General features: G+C 24.2%; 26 protein-coding genes, 3 tRNA genes, 1 rRNA gene and 1 pseudogene (1 of these 31 cut by a window edge). 11 read left to right on the top strand and 20 right to left on the bottom strand.

The features are described from left to right. The first annotated feature begins 15 nt into the window (after positions 1-15). The 3 genes from D9V63_RS01400 (at position 16) to cls (ending at position 2,704) form a co-directional block, all read left to right on the top strand. A complete protein-coding gene (locus D9V63_RS01400; RefSeq protein ID WP_158368711.1) occupies positions 16-549 on the top strand; it encodes a septation protein A in 534 nt (177 codons plus the stop codon). Positions 550-579: 30 nt separating this feature from the next. Beyond that, the gene (gene yciA / locus D9V63_RS01395) at positions 580-990 is read left to right on the top strand and encodes an acyl-CoA thioester hydrolase YciA (RefSeq protein WP_158368709.1); all 411 of its coding nucleotides are present in this window, start codon (positions 580-582) and stop codon (positions 988-990) included. A gap of 253 nt (positions 991-1,243) precedes the next feature. Further along, a complete protein-coding gene (cls, locus tag D9V63_RS01390; RefSeq protein WP_158368707.1) occupies positions 1,244-2,704 on the top strand; it encodes a cardiolipin synthase in 1,461 nt (486 codons plus the stop codon). Positions 2,705-2,923: 219 nt separating this feature from the next. On the opposite strand, the gene ribA is transcribed toward cls, so the two are convergent. The 10 genes from ribA to mnmA form a co-directional block, all read right to left on the bottom strand. Then, on the bottom strand, positions 2,924-3,514 hold the full coding sequence (gene ribA / locus D9V63_RS01385) for a GTP cyclohydrolase II (protein WP_158368705.1): 591 nt from the start codon (positions 3,512-3,514) through the stop codon (positions 2,924-2,926). 79 nt (positions 3,515-3,593) lie between these two features. Next, a complete protein-coding gene (gene pyrF, locus D9V63_RS01380) occupies positions 3,594-4,304 on the bottom strand; it encodes an orotidine-5'-phosphate decarboxylase (protein ID WP_261979551.1) in 711 nt (236 codons plus the stop codon). A 53-nt stretch (positions 4,305-4,357) separates the two neighbouring features. After that, entirely contained in the window at positions 4,358-5,257 is a 900-nt protein-coding gene (gene lipA / locus D9V63_RS01375) for a lipoyl synthase (protein WP_158368700.1), read from the bottom strand. Between the two features lie 73 nt (positions 5,258-5,330). Then, positions 5,331-5,984, bottom strand: coding sequence for a lipoyl(octanoyl) transferase LipB (gene lipB / locus D9V63_RS01370; protein ID WP_158368698.1), 654 nt, complete (start codon positions 5,982-5,984; stop codon positions 5,331-5,333). Positions 5,985-6,039: 55 nt separating this feature from the next. After that, positions 6,040-6,681 (bottom strand): YchE family NAAT transporter, encoded by a 642-nt coding sequence (locus tag D9V63_RS01365; RefSeq protein WP_158368696.1) that lies wholly within the window; start codon positions 6,679-6,681, stop codon positions 6,040-6,042. 107 nt (positions 6,682-6,788) lie between these two features. Then, a complete protein-coding gene (gene rnb / locus D9V63_RS01360) occupies positions 6,789-8,729 on the bottom strand; it encodes an exoribonuclease II (protein ID WP_158368694.1) in 1,941 nt (646 codons plus the stop codon). A gap of 111 nt (positions 8,730-8,840) precedes the next feature. After that, positions 8,841-9,623 carry an enoyl-ACP reductase gene (locus D9V63_RS01355; protein WP_158368692.1) on the bottom strand — a complete coding sequence of 261 codons (783 nt, stop codon included), beginning with the start codon at positions 9,621-9,623 and terminating at the stop codon, positions 8,841-8,843. A gap of 91 nt (positions 9,624-9,714) precedes the next feature. Beyond that, a complete protein-coding gene (locus tag D9V63_RS01350) occupies positions 9,715-10,326 on the bottom strand; it encodes a transglycosylase SLT domain-containing protein (RefSeq protein WP_158368690.1) in 612 nt (203 codons plus the stop codon). Positions 10,327-10,362: 36 nt separating this feature from the next. Beyond that, complete coding sequence (gene purB, locus D9V63_RS01345; RefSeq protein ID WP_158368688.1) at positions 10,363-11,736, bottom strand: adenylosuccinate lyase; 1,374 nt, start codon at positions 11,734-11,736, stop codon at positions 10,363-10,365. 157 nt (positions 11,737-11,893) lie between these two features. Beyond that, positions 11,894-12,997: a tRNA 2-thiouridine(34) synthase MnmA gene (mnmA, locus tag D9V63_RS01340; protein ID WP_158368686.1), complete on the bottom strand. Its 1,104-nt coding sequence runs from the start codon at positions 12,995-12,997 to the stop codon at positions 11,894-11,896. Between the two features lie 264 nt (positions 12,998-13,261). Between mnmA and lepA the strand changes: the two genes are divergently transcribed. From lepA to acpS, 5 genes and pseudogenes are all read left to right on the top strand, one after another. Continuing rightward, the gene (lepA, locus tag D9V63_RS01335) at positions 13,262-15,052 is read left to right on the top strand and encodes a translation elongation factor 4 (RefSeq protein WP_158368684.1); all 1,791 of its coding nucleotides are present in this window, start codon (positions 13,262-13,264) and stop codon (positions 15,050-15,052) included. A gap of 12 nt (positions 15,053-15,064) precedes the next feature. Next, positions 15,065-16,002: pseudogene (gene lepB, locus D9V63_RS01330) on the top strand (signal peptidase I). Positions 16,003-16,123: 121 nt separating this feature from the next. Next, positions 16,124-16,804 (top strand): ribonuclease III, encoded by a 681-nt coding sequence (rnc, locus tag D9V63_RS01325; RefSeq protein WP_158368682.1) that lies wholly within the window; start codon positions 16,124-16,126, stop codon positions 16,802-16,804. Further along, the gene (era, locus tag D9V63_RS01320; RefSeq protein WP_261979550.1) at positions 16,801-17,619 is read left to right on the top strand and encodes a GTPase Era; all 819 of its coding nucleotides are present in this window, start codon (positions 16,801-16,803) and stop codon (positions 17,617-17,619) included. Before rnc ends, era begins: the two co-directional genes overlap by 4 nt. 124 nt (positions 17,620-17,743) lie before the next feature. Further along, entirely contained in the window at positions 17,744-18,124 is a 381-nt protein-coding gene (gene acpS, locus D9V63_RS01315) for a holo-ACP synthase (RefSeq protein ID WP_158368678.1), read from the top strand. 13 nt (positions 18,125-18,137) lie between these two features. Here acpS and tadA read toward each other — a convergent pair whose 3' ends face one another. Together tadA and smpB are read right to left on the bottom strand one after the other, a co-directional pair. Continuing rightward, positions 18,138-18,593, bottom strand: a complete 456-nt coding sequence (gene tadA / locus D9V63_RS01310) for a tRNA adenosine(34) deaminase TadA (protein ID WP_158368676.1) — start codon at positions 18,591-18,593, stop codon at positions 18,138-18,140. A gap of 15 nt (positions 18,594-18,608) precedes the next feature. Further along, on the bottom strand, positions 18,609-19,088 hold the full coding sequence (gene smpB / locus D9V63_RS01305; RefSeq protein WP_158368675.1) for an SsrA-binding protein SmpB: 480 nt from the start codon (positions 19,086-19,088) through the stop codon (positions 18,609-18,611). A gap of 113 nt (positions 19,089-19,201) precedes the next feature. Between smpB and D9V63_RS01300 the strand changes: the two genes are divergently transcribed. After that, entirely contained in the window at positions 19,202-19,498 is a 297-nt protein-coding gene (locus tag D9V63_RS01300; protein ID WP_158368673.1) for an RnfH family protein, read from the top strand. A 76-nt stretch (positions 19,499-19,574) separates the two neighbouring features. Here the strand turns inward: D9V63_RS01300 and D9V63_RS01295 are convergent, their stop codons facing one another. The 5 genes from D9V63_RS01295 to dnaQ all read right to left on the bottom strand — a co-directional run bounded on the left by D9V63_RS01295 (position 19,575) and on the right by dnaQ (position 22,285). Beyond that, entirely contained in the window at positions 19,575-20,144 is a 570-nt protein-coding gene (locus D9V63_RS01295) for a nucleotide exchange factor GrpE (protein WP_187308583.1), read from the bottom strand. Between the two features lie 91 nt (positions 20,145-20,235). After that, entirely contained in the window at positions 20,236-20,700 is a 465-nt protein-coding gene (gene gpt / locus D9V63_RS01290; protein ID WP_158368669.1) for a xanthine phosphoribosyltransferase, read from the bottom strand. A 100-nt stretch (positions 20,701-20,800) separates the two neighbouring features. Beyond that, on the bottom strand, positions 20,801-21,379 hold the full coding sequence (lpcA, locus tag D9V63_RS01285; protein WP_158368668.1) for a D-sedoheptulose 7-phosphate isomerase: 579 nt from the start codon (positions 21,377-21,379) through the stop codon (positions 20,801-20,803). 36 nt (positions 21,380-21,415) lie between these two features. Continuing rightward, a tRNA-Asp gene (locus tag D9V63_RS01280) sits at positions 21,416-21,489 on the bottom strand. Positions 21,490-21,577: 88 nt separating this feature from the next. After that, entirely contained in the window at positions 21,578-22,285 is a 708-nt protein-coding gene (gene dnaQ / locus D9V63_RS01275; RefSeq protein ID WP_158368666.1) for a DNA polymerase III subunit epsilon, read from the bottom strand. Positions 22,286-22,321: 36 nt separating this feature from the next. On the opposite strand from dnaQ, the gene rnhA reads away from it, so the two are divergent. Together rnhA and gloB are read left to right on the top strand one after the other, a co-directional pair. Beyond that, the gene (gene rnhA, locus D9V63_RS01270; protein WP_158368664.1) at positions 22,322-22,813 is read left to right on the top strand and encodes a ribonuclease HI; all 492 of its coding nucleotides are present in this window, start codon (positions 22,322-22,324) and stop codon (positions 22,811-22,813) included. Then, positions 22,810-23,577: a hydroxyacylglutathione hydrolase gene (gene gloB / locus D9V63_RS01265; RefSeq protein ID WP_158368662.1), complete on the top strand. Its 768-nt coding sequence runs from the start codon at positions 22,810-22,812 to the stop codon at positions 23,575-23,577. The genes rnhA and gloB overlap by 4 nt, the downstream gene beginning before the upstream one ends. Here the strand turns inward: gloB and D9V63_RS01260 are convergent. The 3 genes from D9V63_RS01260 to D9V63_RS01250 all read right to left on the bottom strand — a co-directional run. Beyond that, a tRNA-Ala gene (locus tag D9V63_RS01260) sits at positions 23,559-23,631 on the bottom strand. The genes gloB and D9V63_RS01260 overlap by 19 nt on opposite strands. 36 nt (positions 23,632-23,667) lie before the next feature. Continuing rightward, positions 23,668-23,744: transfer RNA gene (locus D9V63_RS01255), tRNA-Ile, on the bottom strand. Between the two features lie 57 nt (positions 23,745-23,801). Beyond that, positions 23,802-24,307, bottom strand: a 16S ribosomal RNA gene (locus D9V63_RS01250); it runs 1,043 nt beyond the window's last position.

Below are 24,307 nucleotides of genomic sequence, written 5' to 3'. Positions count from 1 at the left end.
TTTTTAGGTCTTGATATGCAAAAAATACTAAATTTATTACCAATAATAACTTTTTTTATATTTTATAAAACATATGATATTTTTATAGCATCTAAATTTTTAATTATTACATCAGGTTTAACTTGCATATTACATTTTATTTTTTACAAAAAAGTAGATAAAATTAATTTAATTAGTTTTATTTTAATTAGTATTTTAGGTTCATTAACTATACTTTTTCATAATAGTCAATTTATTAAATGGAAAATAACAATAATTTATATGTTTTTTTCTATTATATTATTAATTAGTCAATTTTATGAAAAAAAACCAATGATACAAAAATTCTTAGAAAAGAATATTAAACTTTCTAGTATTTATTGGAAAAAAATTAATTTTTTTTGGGCATTGTTTTTTTTATTTTGTAGTATTTTAAATATTTATATCGCGTTTTGTTTTTCAGAAGAAGCTTGGGTAAATTTTAAAGTTTTTGGACTTTCAATTTTAATGCTTTTTTCTATTGTAATTACAAGTGTTTATATAAATTATAAAACATTAAAAAAGAAATAATTTTTATATAATAGAGTGAATATTTTAATAATGCCAAAAAAAAACAAATTATTACCCAAGGGAACAATTGTATTGCAAACTCTCGCAATGCCATCAGATACGAATGCTAATGGTGATATATTTGGGGGGTGGATTATGTCTCAAATGGATATGGGAGGAGCTATACTAGCTAAAGAACTAGCGGGAGGTAAAGTAGTTACTGTTAGAGTAGATGGGATTACTTTTCTAAAACCTGTATCAGTTGGTGACATTGTGAGTTGCTATGCAAATTGTATTAAAATTGGTAAAAGTTCGATTACTATTAATGTAGAAGTCTGGATTAAAAAAATTTATTCTAAACCATTAGGACAATATTATTGTGCTACAGAAGCAATATTTATTTATGTAGCAATTGATAAAATGGGAAAACCTCGTGAATTATTGCCAATGAGCATTATTTAAAAATATATTTAAAAAGTTTTAAATTAAATAAAAATCAAACTTTTTAAATAAAATTAACACTTTAAAAAAGTAATAATATGAATATTTTTATTTAAAATATTACTTTTTTAAAAGTGTTGAAAATAAATTTAATTTTAAATACTTTACAAAAAGTAATAATTTTATTACGTATAAATAAAATTATTTAAAAACATAAAACATTCAATTAAATAAAAAACTTTTTTAAAAAAGTATAAATAGGATCTTTAAATGAATGGATATTTTTTATGATTCAACTACGTGTCTAGTTGTTTTAATATATTGGTTAATTATTGTTAATATTACCTACTGTATTTTAATTAAACGTCGTAGCATACCGACTTCTATGTCTTGGCTTTTAACTATTTATATTATTCCTTTTATTGGTATTGCAATTTGGTTTTTTTTCGGTGAGTTTTACTTAGAAAAACGACATAAAAAAATAGCAAGAAAAATCTGGTCTATATCCAATCAATATCTCAATCAACTTAAATCTTGTAAATATATTTTTCAAATAAAAAATAGTGATGTCGCTACCTCTTTGTTTCAATTATGTAAACATAGACAAGGAATGTCTGGAATTAAAAATAATAAAATTACATTGTTAACTGATAATAAAAAAACTATTAATATTTTAATTCGAGATATCTATCTAGCACGTAAAAACATTGAAATGGTATTTTACATTTGGAAACCAGGAGGACTTGCTGATGATGTAGCAATAGCACTTATGGATTCCGCGAAACGAGGAATACAGTGCAGACTAATGCTAGATTCAGCTGGTAGTCTCGATTTTTTTAGAAGTCCATGGGTTCAAAAAATGAAAAAAGCTGGAATTCAAATTGTAGAAGCATTAAAAGTTAATTTAGTCAGAATGTTTTTACACCGATTAGACTTAAGACAACATAGAAAAATAATATTAATCGATAATTATATCTCATACTCTGGAAGCATGAATTTAGTGGATCCAAATCTATTTAAAAAATCTTCAGGAATTGGTCAATGGATTGATCTAATGACACGAATTGAAGGTCCAATAGCGACAACAATAGGTATGATTTACTCATGTGATTGGGAAATTGAGACCGGTTTTAAAATTTTACCTAAATTACCTAACAAAGAAATGTTGAAGAATACATCTAGTCAAAATTCTAGCGTTCAAGTTATTGCATCAGGACCTGGTTTTCCTAAAAATATGATTCATCAGGCTTTATTAACAGCAATTTATTCTTCAAGAAATGAATTGATTATGACTACTCCATATTTAGTACCTAGTGATGATTTATTACATGCTATTTGCACAGCAGCTCAAAGAGGTGTAAAAGTAAGTATTATTATACCACTCGATCACGACTCTATTTTAGTGAAATGGGCAAGTAGAGTTTTTTTTAGTGAATTATTAGAAGCAGGAGTAAAAATCTATCAATTTAAAAATGGATTATTACATAGTAAAAGTATATTAGTTGATCGTCAATTGAGTTTAATTGGCACTGCTAATTTAGATATGAGAAGTTTATGGTTAAATTTTGAAATTACTTTAGTCATTGATGATACTAATTTTAGTAATAAATTATCTTTAATACAAAAAGAGTATATTTCTCATTCTGAATTACTAGATGAAAATATTTGGTCTAATCGTGCATATTGGAAAAAGATATTAGAAAAACTTTTTTATTTTTTAAGTCCGTTATTATAAATATTTTTCAAAAAAATTATATTTTTAAACTATTTTACATAGTAAAACAATTTTTAATTTAAAAAGATAACTTAATTAAATGATTCAGTTGGGGTTTAATAAAACCCCTTCTATTCTAGAGAGTATAAAATTTTTTAAAAAATATACGTAATACTATTAAATAGTATATTAAAGTTCGCTTAATAAAATTTGTATTATATATATCTTTTAAAAAAATTTTTACTTAAATAGTAAATGACCCATTTTTTCTGCTTTAGTTTTTAAATAACAATAATTTTTATTATTTTTTTTAGCTATGAGAGAAACTCTTTCTACAATATCAATTCCAGCAGCAGTAAGCATATCGACTTTATATGGATTATTGGTTAATAATCGAATCTGTTTGACATTTAAAATATTAAAAATATCAGCACATAATGAAAAATCTCGTTCATCTGCAGAAAAACCAAGTTTTAAATTAGCTTCAACAGTGTCTAAACCCTGATCTTGAAGAGAGTATGCTTTAATTTTATTTAGAAGACCAATGTTTCTACCTTCTTGACGATGGTATATCAATATGCCTCTACCCTCATGTGCAATTTTATTCATTGCCATTTTTAATTGATCTCCACAATCGCATCTCAAACTAAACAAAGCATCTCCTGTTAAACATTCAGAATGTATTCTAGACAAAATAGGTATATTTTTTTTTATATCACCGTAAACAAGAGCAATATGATTTTTTCCATTTTTTTTCTCTTCAAATCCAAATATGATAAAATCTCCCCAACGAGTAGGTAATATAGCTTTTTCTATTTTAATTAATTGCATAAAGACTCCACTATTTCTATTAGTATTTTATAGATTTAAATTAATATAAATATATAAAAAATGTTTTAAATATAAAATATTATTGCATAGATTGTATTATAAAATTTAATTTTTTAATTGGATTTTTTGAAGAAGTAATAGAACGCCCAACTACTATATAGTCGATTGGAAATTTTTTTGCCTGTTTTGGAGTAATAATTTGATTTTGATCAAATGTAGAATCATTTAAACATCTAATACCTGGGGTTATTATTTTGTATTTATTACCACATAATAATTTAATTTTTTCAGCCTCTTTTCCCGGACATACAACACCATCTAAACCGCAATCGCTAGATAGCTTAGATAAAATTAAAATATAATCTTGTAATGGCATTTGAATACCAATATCTTTTAAATCTGTATGTGTTAAACTAGTTAATGCAGTAACACCAATTAATAAAGGACGTGTTTTAAATGATTGCAATGCTTTTTTAGCAGATATTAGCATTTTTTTCCCACCAGATGCATGTATACTTAACATCCATATTCCCATGTCTGCTGCTGCTTTTGTGGCATTAAAAACAGTATTAGGAATATCATGAAATTTTAAATCTAAAAATATATTAAATCCTAATTGATGTAATTCATAAATAAATTTTTTTCCTAACATTGTAAACATTTCTTTTCCGATCTTTAAATAAAATACATCTGGATTAAGAAGATCTACTAATTTCATGGCATTTTTTTTATCGTTAAAATCTAATGCAATAATTATTTTTGGAATATTAGCACAATTTAGTTTTAGCACTATTCAACCTCTATTCAAATATTTTTTAAAAATATAATTAATTACGTTATATATTAATTTTGAAAACTTGCATGATATGATGAACGTACAAATGGTCCACAATAAGCGTTTTTAAAACCAATAGATATTGCTTCTTTTTTAATGTTTTCGAATTCTGATAGTGATATATAACGTTTTACTGGAAGATGTTTTTTGCTAGGTTGAAGATATTGTCCTACTGTTAATAATGTAACACCACTAGAATAAAGATCTTTCATTACCTGAGTAATTTCTTTATCTTTTTCACCTATTCCTAACATTAAACCTGATTTAGTAGGAATTTGATTATATTTTTTTTTAAATGATTCTAATAATAATAATGATTTTTTATAATTTGCTCCAGGACGAATTTTTTTGTAAAGTCGAGGAACATTTTCTATATTATGATTAAACACATCAGGTAATTCAGAATTAAAAATTCTTAAAACTAATTCAATTCTTCCTCTGAAGTCAGGAACTAATATTTCAATTTTTACTGTATTTTTATTCCTAATAGAATTCATGCAATTAACAAAATGTTGTGCGCCACCATCATATAAGTCATCTCTTACAACAGATGTAATCACTACATAATTAATTCCCATATCAAATATAGCATTTGCTAACTTATTAGGTTCTTCAAAATTTATATTTTTAGGTTTTCCATGTGATACTGCACAAAATGGGCAGTTACGTGTACATATAGCCCCAAGAATCATAAAAGTTGCAGTTCCATTATTAAAACATTCTGATAAATTTGGACAATTAGCTTCTTCACAAACAGAATATAAATTATTTTTTCGTAAAGCATTTTTAACTCTATTGATTTGAGATGTATAAATAGGTAATTTAATTTTTATCCAATCTGGTTTATTCAATTTATTTTTTTTAGTTAAAATATTTTTAATAGGTATTAAATTAATTTTTTTATTCATAAATTTTATTTCGCTAATTTAAAAAATATATATTACAATTAAAAAAAATATTTTTTAAAATGTTTTCAAATTTCTATAAACACAATTTTTTTATAATTTTAACATTTAATAATTGAGATATTTTGTTAATTAAAACTATACGAATATCTTCTAATGTTAAAAAGGCATTAAATTCTTTTATTTGTGTCATTTTAATATACAGATCTCCACAAGGATGAATATAATTAAATGGAGTTAAGTCCATATCCACATTTAATGATAAACCATGTAAAGTACAACCTTTTTTAACTCTTAATCCCAAAGAACAAATTTTTTTATCATTTGCATATATCCCTGGAAATTTTTTTTTAGTTTTTGATTTAATAGAAAAATAATTTAACGTCTCTACTATTAAAATATGCATAATATCTATAAATTGACGAATATTAATTTGTCTCCGTTTTAAATCTATTAAAAAATATAACATTTGTTGTCCGGGGCCGTGATATGTAATTTTACCACCTCTATTAGAAGTCATTACAGGAATATTATTAATAAAATTATTTTTAGATATTATTGAATAATTTTTTTCTAATAAACCTTTTGTAAAAACAGGATAATGTTCTACAAACCAAATTTCATCAAATGTAAAACTATTGCGTTTTTCTGTAAAACGATTCATTTTATCAGATGTTATAATCCAATCTATTAATCCTATATTTTTAAAAAAAATAATTTTGTTTTGCAAAGAAATGTCCAATATGATGTTTAACAAGTAAAATATCAAATGAAATTTGTTAAAATTAATGTAATAATTCGTTTAAAATAGATTTCATTCCAGTACTAAGAAATTCTATTCCTAAAGACATTAATAACAAACCCATAACTCGCGTAATAATATTAATTCCTGTTTTTCCTAATATTTGAACAACACATGGAGCAGCTCGAAAACATAACCAACAAACTAAAGAAAATAAAAAAATAGATATTGTACAACCTACTAAATTAAGCCAAGTAGAATAATATGTGCTCCAAACAATAGTTGAACTAATAGCGCCTGGTCCAGCAATTAAAGGCATAGCTAATGGAACGACACTAATGTTTTCTTGAGTTATTTCTTGATCTTTTTTCATTCGTTTATTTTTTGTAAATTTTCCATTAATCATAGAAAAAGCAATACCCATTATTAACAAACCTCCTGCAATACGAAACGAATTAATAGATATACCAAAAATATTTAAAATACTATCACCTAAAAACAATGATATTAATAATATTAAAAATGCAGAAAAATTAGATACTAAATTAGTTTTTTTTCGCTCTACAGTAGACTGATGCGCAGTCATACTAGTGAAAATAGGAATCATTCCAATCGGGTTAACTAGTGCGCATAAACTGATAAAAAACTTTATATATATAGAAAAATCAAAAATTGAAATATGCATATTGAACTCTTTATTAATATTGAAATTCTTATAATTCAATTAAAATGATTTTAAAATTTTAAAAATAACTAAAATTTTTAAATTATTTTAAAATATTAAATTCATATTTAATAAGCAGGTTTTGCAATAATACTTCTTGTTTTTAATCGAATCTCACATAATACTATTTGAATTAAATCAGAAACTTTAAAATGTAAATTACCATTAATAAATACTTGTCCGATTTCTTGATTCAACATTAACTCTTCTCTAACAGGATGTAAAAATAATGCAGGAATAAAAACATTAGCACCATTTTCTGTAATTTTGGCTCGTATTCCACTCCTAGATACATCAATAATTTCAGCAGAGAATGTTTTATTTTGATATTCTTTTTTTTGTAAAAGTAATGTGTAAAGCCAATCTGAAATATCTCTTTCAGCTATTCTATTTTTACGTTTTTGTTCACTAATTTTTAATTTTATTTCTTCATTAGGTTTAATGCTTTTTTCTTTTTTTATAATTGATTTCAACAAACGATGATTAATCATATCACTATATTTTCTAATAGGTGATGTCCAGGTAGCATATTCTGAAAATCCTAATGCAAAATGTGGACTGGGGGTAGTACTAAAATCCCCGAAAGATTGATATCGTCGAATACGACTATCAATATAACTATTTGATAAAACATTTAAAACGCGTCTAAGATTACAAAACCCTTTTAATGTCATTATTTCTTTTGCAGTAAACTTTAAATGATAATTTTTTAAAAAAGACACAGCATTTTCAGCATTAATAGAATCAAAACCAGAATGAATATTATATATTCCAAATCCAAGATTTTTTGATAAAAAATTTGCAGCTACAATATTTGCTATAATCATTGATTCTTCAATAATTTTATGAGCAATTCTTCTTTTTTCAACAACTATATTTTTTACTATACCGGTTTCAGAAAATTGAAATCTATATTCTAAACTATCTTTAAATAATACTGCATTTAATTTTCTCCATTGTATACGAGACAAACATAATTGATATAAAAGTAAAATTTGATTTTCAATAGATTTTTTTGATGGTTTCCATAATCCTTTATTCTCAATCCAATTTGATACATCGTCATAAGATAACTTTTCTTTTGATATAATCCAAGCTAAGAAAAAATCAACTGTATTTGAAATATTGCCATCTTTTTTAATTTTTATAGAGCACGCTAACACTGGGCGACGTTCATTCGGTATTAATGAACATATATTTTCTGATAGTTCCCTAGGCAACATGGGAATATTAAAACCTGGTAGGTAGTTTGTAAAAGCTCTTTTAGAAGCAATTATATCTAATTTACTTCCAATTTCTATATATGAAGTTGGATCTGCAATAGCTACCGTTAAACAAAAATCTCCATTTTTAGTTTTCTGAATAAACAAGGCATCATCAATATCTTTTGTATTAAGATTATCTATTGTAATAAAATCAAGATGTGTTAAATCTTTTCTTTTGAAATTGTCTTTTAATAGAAAATCTTTTTGCTCAATTAAAGGTTCTTTTTTTTCGAGTTTATGACGTGATAAAGTTACCCACCATGGTGTTAAAGGATCGTTATGTTTTACAATTTCTTCAATTAATTCAGCACAAAATATAGTATTACCATTGAGTTTATGCTGCACTAAATTAGCTATAGCCCAATCTCCAGTTTGAAATGAATTAGTACAATTTTTTTTCGGGTAACATATTATAATTAAATCTTTTAAAAAAGGATAATCTGGCAGAATAAATAACTTATCATCTTTTTTTTCAATCTTTCCTACAAATCTTTTTAAAACAGGTTCGATTAATTTTTCAGGTTCAACTATTTCACGATCTTTTTCCATTTTTAATAAAGCTAATACTTTATCTCCATGCATAACTTTTTTCATATTTTTAGGAGGAATAAAATAGCTATTTTGCGAATCAATTTCTAAAAAACCAAATCCTCTTTCTGTGCTTTTTACTATTCCTTCAACCCTGGGTGTTGTCTTATGTAAATTTTTTTTTAATTGTTTAAGTAATGGATTGTTTTGGAACATGATTATAAGACCTAACTATTTAAAAATAATTTTATTTAGGAAATTTTAATATATAACTTATTTATAAATTATCATAGATAAATTTTATCTAAAAATTTTTGATTTTAAATGTCAAATTATTTCATTAGGTATATTTACATTAAATCCATTATCAACATAAATAATTGAACCAGTGATTCCAATAGATAAATCCGAACATAAAAAAGCAGCAACGTTACCTATTTGTTTGCTAGTAATATAATTTTTAATGAATGAAACTGATTTATGATATTTTTGTATTTTACAAAAATTTTTAATTTGATAAGAAGATATAGTTTTAATAGGTCCGCATGAAATTCCGTTTACTCTAATATTTTTTTCACCTAATGAATAAGCCATATATCGAACATTAGATTCTAAAGAAGCTTTAGCAAGTCCCATCATATTGTAGTTAGATAAAACTCTTTGCGATCCTAAATAAGATAGCGTAATTAGAGAAGAAAATTTATTTAACATATTTTTCGATTCTCTTGCCATACTTAGAAAGCTATATGAACTAATTTGATGAGTTAAATTAAAAGATTCTTTGTTACTATTTTCAATAAAATCTTTATACATTTGTCCTTTAGGGCAATAAGCAATGGCATGAATAAATCCATCAAATTTATTCCATACTTTTTTTAAATTAAAAAATAATTCTTTAATATTTTCATCATCAGATACATCACAAAAAAAAATAGAACTTACATTCATTGTATTAATCACATTTTTAATTTTATCAATAATTTTTTTATTTTTACATACGAAACTTAATTCTGCTTTTTGTTTATATAAAGATTTTGCTATACCTAAAGCAATAGATCTTTCATTAGATATACCAGTTACTAAAATTTTTTTACCTTTTAAAAACCCCATACTGTATATCCAAAAGTAAATTTTATATATAAAATATTTTATAGTAGATAAAATCTAATTTCTACTGATATATAAAAAAACAGCAATATATCTAAATTAATTTATAAATTTTTATTACTTTTTCTAAATAATTTGACGCTTGCTTAGAAGGATGTTTTTTTACATATTGAAAAAATTTTTTTATTGTTATACTATTTATAATTTTTATTGCTGTATGTTGATTTTTAGAAAATATTTTTAATAATGCACTTGCTCCATTAACATAAGAAACAATAGTTGCATATCTCATTATTTCTTTATTTTTAATTCCAAATAAATTTCTTTTTTGTAATAAACGAATATATGAAGTTCCAATATTTATATTAATTTTAGGATTATATAGTTCTTTGATAGAAGGTTCGCCTTTTTTTCCTCTTATCCGATATATGTCTAAACCTGCTGCAGATGGTTTAATTTGCATTAATCCAATTGCATTAGAACTACTTCTAGCAAAAGGATCTCCAGAGGACTCTGCATATATAATAGATTTAATTAATTTTTCATCAACATTATATTTATTTGATGCATTTTTAATGAGAAAATTCCAATGATACATTGTTTTTTCAATTTGCTTTTTACTAAAAGAAAAATTTTTTTTTATATTTAAAGATTTATTACAACCTAATATAAGAATAATTGAAAAAATAAGAGTTTTTAACCTCATAGAAAATTCCTTAAAAAATAAATTTTTAAAAAATATTTATTTAGTTTCTTCTTCTATAATTTGAACAGATAATCCAAGGTAATTAGCTGGAGTTATATTTTTTAAACGTTGTTTTTCTATCTCTGGAATATTCAAATTAGAAATAAAATTATGTATATCAATTTGATTTATTTCTTTACCTCTAGTTAATTTCTTTAATTGTTCATAAGAATTTTTAATATTATATTTTCTCATAACAGTCTGAATAGCTTCAGATAACACTGACCAGTTTTTATTTAAATTTTTTAAAAGTTGAGAATTATGAATTTTTAACTTTTTTATACCACGTAACATAGAACAATATGCAATAACTGAATAAGATAGTGCTACTCCTAAATTTCTTAAAACTGTAGAATCACTTAAATCACGTTGCCACCTAGAAATAGGCAGTTTGTTTCTCATGTGATTCATTAAAGCATTTGATAATCCTAAATTACCTTCAGAATTTTCAAAATCAATAGGATTGATTTTATGAGGCATAACAGATGAACCTATTTCATGATCGATTGATATTTGTTTAAAATAATTAAGAGATATATATCCCCAAATATCACGATTAAAATCAATTAAGATATTATTAAAAAGAGATATACATCCAAATATTTCTGCAATATAATCATGTGGTTCAATCTGTGTTGTGCATGGATTCCAAATGAGATTTAACGATGTTATAAATTCTTGACTAATGGCATGCCAGTTAATATCTGGGTATGCTGCTACATATGCGTTATAATTTCCAGTAGTTCCATTAAATTTTGCTAATATTTCGATTTTTTTTAATTTAAAAAATTGACGTTGCATGCGATAATAAAAATTTAAAATTTCTTTACCCATAGTAGAAGGAGTTGCTGGTTGACCATGAGTCATAGATAGCAAAGCACTATTTTTATATTGAATTGCATATTTTTTCAAAAAACTTATTATTTCAGACCATAAGGGCAAAATAACTTGATTAAGCGAATCTTTTATCATTAAAGCATATGCTATATTATTAATATCTTCTGAAGTACATCCAAAATGTATAAATTCTGATATAAATGATAATCTTTTTGATTTAGAAAATTTATATTTTAAAAAATATTCTAAGGATTTAACGTCGTGATTAATTTTTTTTTCTATATTTTTAATATATATTGCATCTTTTATAGTAAAATTTTTTAAAATATTATCAATGAATAAAATATCTGTTTTTTGTATCTTTTCAGTGTTAATTATATTATCCATCTTTATTATTTTTTTTAACCACAAAATTTCTACTTTGAGACGATATTTTAAAAAACTAAATTCGCTAAATATGCATCTTAATGATTTAGTTGATTCAAAATACCTACCGTCAATAGGAGAAATAGCTGTTAATAAAGTTAAACACATATTTTTTATTCCTATTTTTCAAAATGTTTTGATAAAAATTACAATTTATTCAAATTTAATAATTTTTTTAGTTTAAATTTTAATGTATAATTATTAAGATGATGATACATAGTAATGTTTATATAATTAATATAAATTTTTATAAATTATAAAAAAATTAAATTAAAGGTAATTTATATTTAATAATTCCCCCTCCAATACAAATATCAGATAAGTAAAACACTACTGATTGTCCTGGTGTAATTGCAAGTACAGGAAGATCAAACAAAACTTTAGTATAAAGATTATCTATATATTTTATTCTACAAGAAATATCATGTTGACGATATCTTGTTTTAACTTTACAAAAAAATGGTAATTTAAATGTAATATTATTTATCCAGTTAACTTTTTCAGCTATTAAACCTATTGACATTAAATAAACATTATTAGACCCTTGCGCTACAATTAATGAGTTTGTTTTTACATTTTTATCAACTACATACCATGGCATACTATATTTTTCTTTCATTCCTCCAATTTTTAAACCTTTACGTTGACCTAAAGTATAATAAAACAAGCCATGATGTTTTCCAATAATTTCTCCATTAATTGTAATTATATTACCGTTTTTTTCTTTAAGATAACTAGAAAGAAAAATATTTATATTTTTTGGACCTATAAAGCAAATTCCAGTAGAATCTTTTTTTTCTGCAACTTTTAAACCTATTTTTTTTGCGATTATTCTAATTTGATATTTTTTATATTTACCAATAGGAAATAAAATTTTTTCTAATTGCTTAGTATTTAAAGTATATAAAAAATAACTTTGATCTTTATTTTTATCTATTCCTTTTAAAAGATAATTAATTCCATTTTTTTTTAAAATACGAGCGTAATGACCAGTGGCAATATAATCTGCTTTAAGTTGTATAATAGAATAATCAAAAAATAGTTTAAATTTGATTTCTTTATTACATAATATATCAGGATTAGGAGTTTTTCCTTTTTTGTATTGGTTTAAAAAATTCTTAAATACTTTCTCCCAATATTCTTGAGAAAAATTTATTTTATGAAGATAAATGTTTAATTTTTTACAAACATTCTCAGTATCGTATAAATCTTGTGCTGCATGACAATAACCATCTTTGTCGTCTTCCTCCCAATTTTTCATAAATAAGCCTTCGACTACATAAGACTTTTTTTTTAAAAACCATGCAGCCACAGATGAATCTACACCTCCAGACATGGCAACAATAACTTTTTTTTTTTGATTTCTCATAAAAAATGACATCTTATTTTTTTATTAAAAGAATATTAAATTGAATAATGTTCAAACCAAAATATAATTGATGTATAATTTTAAAAAATTGTTCAAAATAATATTATTTATTAAATACAATGAATAATAATTAGCATATATTATATTGAAATAAACATAAGAAATATATTAAATATTTATACTTTTAAAAAATATTAATATAAAATAAATTTTAAATTAAAATTAAATATTTTTAATGCATTTTAAATAAGTTAAATTAAAAAAATGAAAAATATAAGAAATTTCTCTATTATCGCTCATATTGATCATGGAAAATCAACTTTATCTGATCGTTTAATTCAAGAATGTGGAGGATTATCTGAAAGAGAAATGTCTGATCAAATTTTAGATTCTATGGATTTAGAAAAAGAAAGAGGGATCACCATTAAAGCACAGAGTGTTATGATTGATTATACGGATAAAACAGGAAATGTTTTTCAACTAAATTTTATTGACACACCTGGTCATGTAAATTTTTCTTATGAAGTATCTAGATCGTTAGCAGCCTGTGAAGGTGCATTATTAGTTATTGATACGACCCAAGGTATAGAAGCACAAACATTAGCTAATTGTTATACTGCTTTAGAAATGAACTTATCTATTCTCCCAGTTTTAAATAAAATTGATTTACCCAGCTCAAATACAGAACGAGTTATAAAAGATATTGAAGATATTATTGGAATCTCCGCATTTCATGCTGTTCAGTGTTCAGCTAAAACCGGAAAAGGTATTCCACATCTTATTGAAAAAATTATCAGTCAAATTCCTCATCCAAATGGAGATGAAAAAAAACCATTACAGGCAATTATAATTGATTCATGGTTTGATAATTATTTAGGTGTAGTTTCTTTAATAAGAATTAAAAATGGATTTATATCTATAAAAGACAAAATACAAGTAATGAGCACTGGTAAAAGCTATATAGTTGATCAAGTAGGTATTTTTACACCTAAAAAAATAAATAAAAAAAAATTACGATGTGGTGAAGTAGGTTGGATCATATGTGGTATTAAAAATGTTTCTGCAGCACCAGTTGGGGATACCTTAACTAATTATTATAATCCGTCAAAAAAAATGTTAGCTGGATTTAAGCAGATAAAACCACAAATTTATGCAGGTCTATTTCCTGTTACATCAGATCAATATGAAACGTTTAGAGATGCGTTAGAAAAACTAAGTTTAAACGATTCTTCTTTATTTTATGAACCAGAAAATTCAAATGCTCTTGGATTTGGTTTTAGATGTGGATTTTTAGGTTTATTGCATATGGAAATTGTACAAGCTCGATTAGAACGAGAATATTCGCTTGATTTAATTTCAACTGCTCCAACTGTTATTTATCAAATAGAATTAACTAATGGGAAAAAAATTTATTTAGACAGTCCTTCAAATTTTCCTATGACGAATATAATTAAAAAAATTAAAGAGCCAATTGCTGAATGTAATATTTTATTACCCCCTAGATTTCTTGGTTCAATAATGAAATTATGTATAAAAAAAAGAGGGGTACAAATTGATTTAGTATATTATGAAAGTCAAGTTGCTTTAAAGTATTATATACCAATGAGTGAAGTTGTTTTAAATTTTTTTGATGAATTAAAATCAATTTCTAGTGGATATGCTTCGCTAGAATATGATTTTAAACATTTTAAATCAGTTAAAATTGTTCGCATAGATATATTAATTAATTCAAAACGAGTTGATGCATTAACTACTCTTACATATTATAAACATGCACAATATCGAGCTCGCGAAATAGTTGAAAAAATGAAAATACTCATACCTAGGCATCAATTTGATATTAGTATTCAAGCAATCATAAATAACGTAATTATTGCTAGAGCTACAATTAAACAATTAAGAAAAAATGTATTAGCTAAATGTTATGGTGGTGATATTAGTAGGAAAAAGAAATTGCTAAAAAAACAAAAAGATGGAAAAAAAAGAATGAAAAAAATAGGCAATGTTAATATGCCAAAAACAGCGTTTCTTACTATTTTAAACATTAATAATTAAAAAGAGAAAAAAATGCCTAACATATTAACTTTATTTATAATATTTAGTACATTATTTACTGGTTTTTTTTGGTTTTTTACTCATATTCAATCGATTATCAATTATTTTTTTAATAAAAAAAAAGAAATATAATTTTCTCAAACAAAAAAATATTTTTTAAAAATCAAAAAAATATTTTCCAATTTATATCATCGTTATTTCCAATGCTATTTATTGTTTTTATAATACGTTCTTTTATATATGAACCATTTCAAATTCCTTCAAGTTCTATGATGCCTACACTTTTAGTAGGAGATTTTATTTTAGTAGAAAAATTTTCATATGGCATTAAAAATCCTATTTCGAATAAAACTTTAATATTTCATAAATATCCTCAACGTGGAGATATTATAGTTTTTAAGCATCCTATAGAATCTAGTACAAATTACATTAAACGTATAATAGGATTACCAGGAGATAAAATTGAGTACAATATATATAATAAAAAAATTAAAATTTGTGTTAATTACATAAACACAAACGATTGTAAACATGCATTACCCATTAATTACTCAAAAAAACATTTAACTGAATTTACTCAAAAAATATATCTATTCCAAGAAAATCATCTAAAAAAAGAAAAAATATATAATTCTGTTTACTTTAAAGTAACAGAAGAAAACATTAATAATTTTAAACATAATATATTATTATTAGATGAAATTAACAACCAAACAAATAACTATTATCAACAAGATCAAATACCAAAATTTACTTGGATAGTACCAAAAAATAAATATTTTGTAATGGGAGATAATCGTGATAATAGTTTAGATAGTCGTTATTGGGGTTTTGTACCAGAAGAAAATATTTTAGGAAAAGCTTTAAGAGTATGGATGAGTTTTGAAAAAAAAGAAAATGAATGGCCGACAGGTATACGTATTAATAGAATTGGAAAAAAAATATATTAAAAACAAATTATATAATATTAATCTAATAAATTTTAAAATGTTTTTTTTAATTCTATCAAATTTTACTGTTTTTCCTGTTATATATACAAATCAATTAAAATCTCGTTGAAATTGGTATAACATGAACCATATCGTAACAAATAAAATACAGGAAGTATTAGGATATACTTTTAATCAAAAAGAATTATTAAAACAAGCACTTACACATCGTAGTGCAAGTAGTAACCATAATGAAAGACTTGAGTTTTTAGGCGATTCTATATTAAGTTTTGTAATTGCTAATGCTTTATATCAACATTTTCCATATATTAACGAAGGAGATATGAGTCGTATGAGAGCGACTTTAGTTCGAGGAAATACTTTAGCAGAAATAGCATATGAATTTGATTTAGGAGAATACCTAAAATTAGGTCAGGGAGAACTAAAAAGCGGGGGTTTTCGACGTGAATCTATTTTAGCAAATACAGTAGAAGCTTTAATTGGAAGTATTTATTTAGATAGTAATATTAAAACAGTAGAAGAACTAATACTTAAATGGTATGAAAAACGTTTAGAAAAAATAAGCCCGGGAGATACGCAAAAAGATCCAAAAACAAGATTACAAGAATATTTGCAATCTAAACATTTATCATTACCCACATATTTTATAGTAAAGGTGTGCGGAGAAGCTCATAATCAACTATTTACTATCCATTGCGAAATCAGTATTAATTCAAAAATGTTTATTGGTAAAGGCACAAGTAGAAGAAAAGCAGAACAAAATGCAGCTAAAAAAGCATTAATTCAGTTAGGTGTAGAGTGAAAACACAAGAATATTGCGGATATATAACTATTATCGGAAGACCGAATGTTGGAAAATCAACTTTAATTAATGAAATAGTTGGAAAAAATATTTCTATTACATCAAAAAAGAAAAATACAACACAATTTAATATTATAGGTATTAAGAATAATGAAAATTATCAATCTATTTATATAGATACACCTGGAGTATACTATCATGATATAAAAAACTTAAAAATAATAAAAAATACAAATTTAATTATATTTGTTATAGATCGAAATATATGGAAAAAAGAAGATGAAATTATTTATAATAAAATTAAAATAATGAATATTCCAATAATCTATGCAATTAATAAAATGGATCAATTGTTAAATAAAAATTATATTTTATCCTATATTAAAATACTTTCAAAAAAAACTAATTCAACAGAAATTATTCCAATTTCAGTAAAGAAAAAACAAAATGTTATTACACTAGAAAAAGTCGTAAAAAAATATTTACCAAAAAATAAACATATTTTTCCTAAAAATTATATTACTACAAATTCTTTTGAATTTTCTATATCTGAAATTATTCGAAAACAATTAATATTTTTTTTAAGAAATGAATTGCCATCAATATTAAAAGTAAAAATTGAATCAATTAAATATAATACAAAAAAAATACATATTAATGCAATTATTTGTGTGGAGAACAAAAGACAAAAAAAAATTGTTATTGGCAATCAAGGCGAAATGATTAAAAAAATTAGTATGTCATCTAGGTATTATCTAGAACAAGAAAATAATAAAAAAGTACATTTATTAATATGGGTAAGAGAAAACGTATAAATTTAAAAATGTTAAAAAAATAACTTTATTTTTTAAAATTAGTTAAAATACTTAAAAGATTTTAACTAATTTTAAAAATAAAATTATTTTTTTTAATTTTAGAACATTAGAAGGAATCAAATTGATGTCTATTATAGGTATAGGAATTGATATCGTAGAAATCGAACGTATTAAAAAAATTTTTTTTAAATTTGGAAATAAGTTAGCTAAAAAGATTTTATCTATAAAAGAATGGAAAGAATATATAAAATCTCAAAATAAAATTAATTTTATTGCAAAAAAATTTGCAGCTAAGGAGGCTGCTGCTAAAGCATTAGGAACAGGTATCAGCAATAGAATAACTTTTAATCAGTTGGAATTATATAATAATTCTTTAGGAAAACCAAATTTTCGTTTTTTAGATTATGCTCTTCAAAAATTTAAAGAAAAAAAATGTAAATTTATACATGTTAGTATAACTGATCAAAAGCTATATGCACATGCTATAGTAATTTTAGAAAGCTAACTAGTTAACTCAATTACTTTCTTTTATTTTTAAAAAAATTAATTAATATTTGAGCGCACTGAAATTCCATAATATTTTTTTGTACTTTAAATTTATATTTTTTTTGCAAATCAAAAAAAATGTCTTTAAAAGGACATTTTTTATCTTTTTTATAACTAGCTCCAAATACTAATCTTTCAATACGACTATGTATAATTGCTCCAAAACACATTATACAAGGTTGCAATGTAACATATAATGTAGTATTATTTAGTCTGTAATTTTTTATTATTTTTCCAGCTTGACGTAAAGCTATAATTTCAGCATGAGCAGTAGGATCATTGTTAATAACTGAACTATTCCATCCCTGTCCAATAATTTTTTCCTTTAAAACTAATATTGCTCCTATAGGTATTTCTCCTTTTTTTTCAGCATAATGTGCATGTTTTAAAGCAATTTTCATCCAATATTCATCATTTTTAGATATCATAAAATTTTTAATTTATCATCTTAGTTTTTTAAGTATTCTTAATTTTTCTTTTTTCCATGTATTTTGTTTTTCTTCTTCTCTTTTATCCACTTTATTTTTTCCCTTAGCTAATCCAAAACTTAATTTGCACCAAGATTTTTTCCATAATAAAGAAAGTGAAATTAAGGTGTAACCTATTTGATTTTTTTTTATAGACAAATATTTGATTTCATTTTTATGTAAAAGTAATTTTCTTTTTCTTGTAGGATTATAAAATAAATGATTTGAAGCTGTTTGTAAAGGTTGAATAATAGCATTACACAGATACATTTCATCTGAAAAATTGCTAATATAACTTTCAGAAATATTAATTTTTCCTAATCTAATCGATTTAATTTCCCATCCTTTTAAAACTAAACCTGATTGAAAAACTTCTTCTATAAAGTAATTATAATGTGCTTTTTTATTTATGCAAAAAATAGGAGATTGTAAATTATACTTTTTTTTATTTAACATAGTTGGATATAATCCAAAGAAATTGATTTGATTTTTTTAATTAATATAAATTGATTTTTTAAAAAAATTATGTTAATAAATTTTTTATAAATAATATAAAAATTAAAATTTTTATGAATATGATTCAAGTCACAATCATTTATGCGTTATCAGACATACAATATATTAGAAAAGTGTATATAAAATCTAATTCAACTGTAAAAGATGCTATATTGGCTTCGAATATACTTAGTATAGTAAAAAATATACAATTTTATAAAAATAATGTCGGTATTTATAATAAATTAGTTCATTTAAACAAAAAAATAAAAAATGGAGATCGAATTGAAATTTATAGAAATTTAATAATAGATCCAAAAGAAAGAAGAAGAAATAAGTATTATTCTTTAAAAAAATTATTTAAAAATTAAAAATTTCATATAGATGAAAGAAAATAATATTTAATTTTTAGTACTATTACAATTAAAAAATTGTATTTTTAATTTTTCAAGAATTATTCATACTGTTTTTTGATACTACTACCATTGCTGGACGTAATAAACGAGTATTATACATGATATAACCAGATTGCATAACTTCAAGTATTTTATTAGGTTCAATTGTATTATCACATCTAATCGATATAGCTTGATGAATATTAGGATTAAACACAACTTTTATATCACTTATTTTAGATACTTGAAATTGAATAAACATATTTTTTATTAAAGAAAGAATTTTTTCAATATTATTTAAAATTTCAATATATATATTTTCTTTTTTTTGTTGTATTAAAGTAAAAGCGCGTTCAATGTTATCTGTAATTGAAAGAAATTCAACAATTAAATTTTCTAAAGAAAATTTTTGATATTTTTTAATTTCTTTTTTTAATCGATTTGTTACTTTTAATACCTCTTGATTTTGCTGTAAAATTAGCTCTTTTATTTTTTCTTCAGATATTTTTAATTGATTTTCTAAAGTATTAGTTAAATTATTTTCATTGTTTGTATCATTTAAAACTTCTTTTGTATTTACATCGCTTATTATTTCGTTGTTTATTTTTTTTTCATTTGTCATAAACATATCCTTTTTATACATTTTTATAAATATGCTAATTATCTTGATAAAAATTTACTAAAAATTTTAAAAATAATAAATTGAAAATATTTTATTTTTTTTTAATAAGAGGGGGGGTGTAAGATATTGACATATCCCAAGGTTGTTCGATCCAGATATTTTGATCGACATCAATAATATAATCATCTACTAATAATTTACCCATAGGTTTTGCAAAAATAGTCACAAAGTATGCTTTTGGATATAAAGATCGAATAATATTTGCAGTTCCACCTGTATCTACAAGATCGTCTACTACAATAATTTTTTCATCATTAATTTTTGTTTTTTTTATAATTTTTCTATTTTTTTGCAAACAATTATAATTATAACTTGCAATACAGATTGTATCAACATATCGAATACTTAATTCTCTTGCTAATAAAGAAGCAGGAACTAAACCACCTCTGCTAACGGCAATAATGCCATCCCATGAATTTATTTTAATCAATCGACTAGCTAACTTTCTAGTATAAATCTGAAGCATATCCCAAGTGACAATATATTTCTCACTCATAAAAAATTCCAAAACTATAAAATAGTATTTATTAGAAAAGTGGAAATAATGTGTAGTTATTTTAGGATGTTAAAATATTGAAATAAAATTATTGATTAATTTATTTGTTCATTTCTTTTTCAATAATTAAGATTAATATATGAATAATTTTAATATGCATTTCTTGTATTCGATCTGAGTAACCATAATATGGTACGCATATTTCTATATCAGATAATTTTTTAATTTTTCCTCCGTCATTTCCTGTTAAAACAATTATTTTCATTTCTTTTTTTCGAGCTGCTTTTATTGCATTAATAATATTTTTGGAATTACCTGATGTAGAAATAGCTAATAATATATCACTAGAATTTCCTACGCTTTCTATATAACGTGAAAAAACATAATCGTATCCAAAATCATTGCCTATTGCAGAAATATGACTTGTATCGGAAATAGCAATTGCTGGATATCCTGATCTTTTTTCTCTATAAAGACCTGTGAGTTCTTCTGCAAAATGCATAGAATCACAATGGGAGCCTCCATTTCCACAGGCAATTACTTTTTTTTTGTTTTTAAATGCTTCGGAAATTAAAATAGCGGACTTTTCAATATTTTTTATTTGATCTTTATTTTCTAAAAAATTTTTTAATACATTTAATGAAATATTTAATTCAAAAAAAATAATTTTTTTATACATTTTTATAACTTATGTTAAAAAGATAAAAATTTTTTTCGGTGCGGACGGGATTCGAACCCGCGACCCCCGGCGTGACAGGCCAGTATTCTAACCAACTGAACTACCGCACCTTTTATACTTCTATTATTGTACATATTTTAAAAAAATCAGTCAATGATCTTTTTATAGTTATTAATATTTAATTTCTAAAAATATTTTTTATTTTCTAGCTTTTATATAATTTATATATTTTGTATGAAGTTTTAATTCTTCTGAATTTGCTTTTAATATTTTTAAAGATTTTTTTTTATTTATTATTAATTTGCCACAAGATTCAAAATTTTTTATATTTTCAATATCATTATAAAATGACATAGATTCTTGACCACTAGTCATTAAAAGATATAATTTTCCTAGCAAAAAAGAATCTAAAAGAGCGCCATGTAAAACTCTATGAGAATTTTTTATCTTATATCGATTGCAAAGTGCATCTAATGTATTTTTTTTTCCAGGAAATAATTTTCTTGCAATTTTTAAAGTATCAATAATATAACAAAACTTTGATATGTCTATTACTTGATTTTTTAATAGAGAAAATTCTTGATTTATAAATCCTATATCAAATGATGCATTATGAATAACTAACTGTGAATTTTGAATATATTTAAAAAATTTTTTGGCTATATTTTTAAACAAGGGTTTATCTAATAAAAAATTATTGCTAATCCCATGAATTTTAAAAGCTTCTGAATCAATTGATCTATTAGGTTGAATATATACATGAAAATTATTTCCTGTAAAACGACGATTAATAATTTCAACAGCTCCAATTTCAATAATTCTATGATTAATAAAAGGTTTTTTAAAATTATTCATACCAGTAGTTTCAGTATCTAATACAATTGTTCTTTTTTTATTATTTGTCATTTTTAATTTAACTAATCTTTTGGAATATTTAATATAATGTTAAAATTAGTAAAAATGTTTACAGATGGTTCTTGTTTAGGAAATCCAGGTTCGGGTGGATATGCAACTATATTACGTTACAAAGAAACTGAAAAAATACTAACTTCAGGATTTTTTTTAACTACTAATAATAGAATGGAGCTTATAGGTGTAATATCAGGACTAGAATTTTTAAAGCAATCTTGTATAGTTGAAATTTTTACAGACAGTAAATATGTCCAGCAAGGAGTAACAAAGTGGATGCATAAGTGGAAAGAAAAAAAATGGAAAAAAAATAATAAAAAATTAATAAAAAATATAGATTTATGGTTACGTATTAATGATTTATTAAAAAAACATTGCATTACATGGTTTTGGATAAAAGCGCATGTTGGTCATCTAGAAAACGAAATATGTGATAAAATTGCACGAAAATCTGCAAATCATCCATCAATGCAAGATAAATTTTATGAAATAGTTTTTTATAATAAAGTGAAGAAAAAATTATGATTTTAACAAGTATAAAAGCACTAGAGAATAATTATATTTGGATTTTATATGATAAAAATAATTCTTGTATCATTATTGATCCAGGTGTATCAAAAATTGTAGTAAAAAAAATTATTAAAAAAAAATGGAATCCTAAAGCTATTTTACTTACTCATAATCACCAAGATCACACAGATGGAGTAAAAAAAATTTTAAAAATATATCCTAAAATTATTGTTTTTGGTCCGCGAGAAACAGAAAAATTTAATGTTCATAAAATTATTCAAGGAGGAGATAAAATACATTTATTAGAAAAAGATATTAATATTATTTCCACACCTGGTCATACATTAGGTCATATTTCATACTACTTAAAACCATATTTGTTTTGTGGGGATACTATTTTTTCAGCTGGTTGTGGTAAAGTTTTTCAAAATAATTATATAAGTATGTATAATTCTATTCAATTAATTAAATCATTTCCAGGCAATACTATTTTGTGTTGTTCTCATGAATATACTTTATCGAATTTGATTTTTTCTATGTATTTTTTACCAAACGATAAAAATATTAAACATTATTATAAAAAAGTACAGAAAAAAATATTTTTAAGAAAAAATATATTTCCATTTTATCTTAATAATGAAAAAAAAATAAATATATTTTTAAGAACAAATGAGTATTTTTTAAAAAATTCTATGGGATTTGAAAAGAATAAAGATGATTTTGAAATATTTTGCTATTTAAGAAAAAATAAAGATATTTTTGGAGCTAAGCGGGATTGAACCGCTGACCTCCTGCGTGCAAGGCAGGCGCTCTCCCAGCTGAGCTATAGCCCCATATTATATTATATGGTCTATATAGCTTGTTTTATATGGTAGGCCTGAGTGGAGTTGAACCACCGACCTCACCCTTATCAGGGGTGCGCTCTTACCATCTGAGCTACAAGCCTTTCTAAAAAGTTTTATTAGATAATTTGTGTGGGCACTTAAAAAAAAGTATATATTTTTAAGGAGGTGATCCAACCGCAGGTTCCCCTACGGTTACCTTGTTACGACTTCACCCCAGTCATGAATCACAAAGTGGTAGACGCCTTCCAAAAAATGGTTGGGATATCTGCTTCTTTTGCAACCCACTCCCATGGTGTGACGGGCGGTGTGTACAAGGCCCGGGAACGTATTCACCGTGGCATTCTGATCCACGATTACTAGCGATTCCGACTTCGTGGAGTCGAGTTGCAGACTCCAGTCCGGACTACGATTTACTTTATGAGGTTTGCTTGTCTTTGCAGATTTGCTTCTCTTTGTATAAACCATTGTAGCACGTGTGTAGCCCTGGTCGTAAGGGCCATGATGACTTGACGTCGTCCCCACCTTCCTCCGGTTTATAACCGGCAGTCTCCTCTGAGTTCCCGGCCGAACCGATGGCAACAGGGGATAAGGGTTGCGCTCGTTGCGGGACTTAACCCAACATTTCACAACACGAGCTGACGACAGCCATGCAGCACCTGTCTCA

It is taken from the genome of Buchnera aphidicola (Aphis nasturtii), assembly GCF_005083345.1.
Lineage (GTDB): Bacteria > Pseudomonadota > Gammaproteobacteria > Enterobacterales > Enterobacteriaceae > Buchnera > Buchnera aphidicola_R.
This window is presented reverse-complemented; position numbering and strand designations above follow the sequence as displayed.

Coding starts and splice junctions, on each gene's coding strand:
- D9V63_RS01400 (WP_158368711.1), top strand. CDS start 16: ATGCAAAAAATACTAAATTTATTACCAATAATAACTTTTTTTATATTT.
- yciA (WP_158368709.1), top strand. CDS start 580: ATGCCAAAAAAAAACAAATTATTACCCAAGGGAACAATTGTATTGCAA.
- cls (WP_158368707.1), top strand. CDS start 1,244: ATGGATATTTTTTATGATTCAACTACGTGTCTAGTTGTTTTAATATAT.
- ribA (WP_158368705.1), bottom strand. CDS start 3,514: ATGCAATTAATTAAAATAGAAAAAGCTATATTACCTACTCGTTGGGGA.
- lipA (WP_158368700.1), bottom strand. CDS start 5,257: ATGAATAAAAAAATTAATTTAATACCTATTAAAAATATTTTAACTAAA.
- D9V63_RS01365 (WP_158368696.1), bottom strand. CDS start 6,681: ATGCATATTTCAATTTTTGATTTTTCTATATATATAAAGTTTTTTATC.
- rnb (WP_158368694.1), bottom strand. CDS start 8,729: ATGTTCCAAAACAATCCATTACTTAAACAATTAAAAAAAAATTTACAT.
- D9V63_RS01355 (WP_158368692.1), bottom strand. CDS start 9,623: ATGGGGTTTTTAAAAGGTAAAAAAATTTTAGTAACTGGTATATCTAAT.
- D9V63_RS01350 (WP_158368690.1), bottom strand. CDS start 10,326: ATGAGGTTAAAAACTCTTATTTTTTCAATTATTCTTATATTAGGTTGT.
- purB (WP_158368688.1), bottom strand. CDS start 11,736: ATGTGTTTAACTTTATTAACAGCTATTTCTCCTATTGACGGTAGGTAT.
- mnmA (WP_158368686.1), bottom strand. CDS start 12,997: ATGAGAAATCAAAAAAAAAAAGTTATTGTTGCCATGTCTGGAGGTGTA.
- lepA (WP_158368684.1), top strand. CDS start 13,262: ATGAAAAATATAAGAAATTTCTCTATTATCGCTCATATTGATCATGGA.
- rnc (WP_158368682.1), top strand. CDS start 16,124: ATGAACCATATCGTAACAAATAAAATACAGGAAGTATTAGGATATACT.
- acpS (WP_158368678.1), top strand. CDS start 17,744: ATGTCTATTATAGGTATAGGAATTGATATCGTAGAAATCGAACGTATT.
- tadA (WP_158368676.1), bottom strand. CDS start 18,593: ATGATATCTAAAAATGATGAATATTGGATGAAAATTGCTTTAAAACAT.
- smpB (WP_158368675.1), bottom strand. CDS start 19,088: ATGTTAAATAAAAAAAAGTATAATTTACAATCTCCTATTTTTTGCATA.
- D9V63_RS01300 (WP_158368673.1), top strand. CDS start 19,202: ATGAATATGATTCAAGTCACAATCATTTATGCGTTATCAGACATACAA.
- D9V63_RS01295 (WP_187308583.1), bottom strand. CDS start 20,144: ATGACAAATGAAAAAAAAATAAACAACGAAATAATAAGCGATGTAAAT.
- gpt (WP_158368669.1), bottom strand. CDS start 20,700: ATGAGTGAGAAATATATTGTCACTTGGGATATGCTTCAGATTTATACT.
- lpcA (WP_158368668.1), bottom strand. CDS start 21,379: ATGTATAAAAAAATTATTTTTTTTGAATTAAATATTTCATTAAATGTA.
- dnaQ (WP_158368666.1), bottom strand. CDS start 22,285: ATGACAAATAATAAAAAAAGAACAATTGTATTAGATACTGAAACTACT.
- rnhA (WP_158368664.1), top strand. CDS start 22,322: ATGTTAAAATTAGTAAAAATGTTTACAGATGGTTCTTGTTTAGGAAAT.
- gloB (WP_158368662.1), top strand. CDS start 22,810: ATGATTTTAACAAGTATAAAAGCACTAGAGAATAATTATATTTGGATT.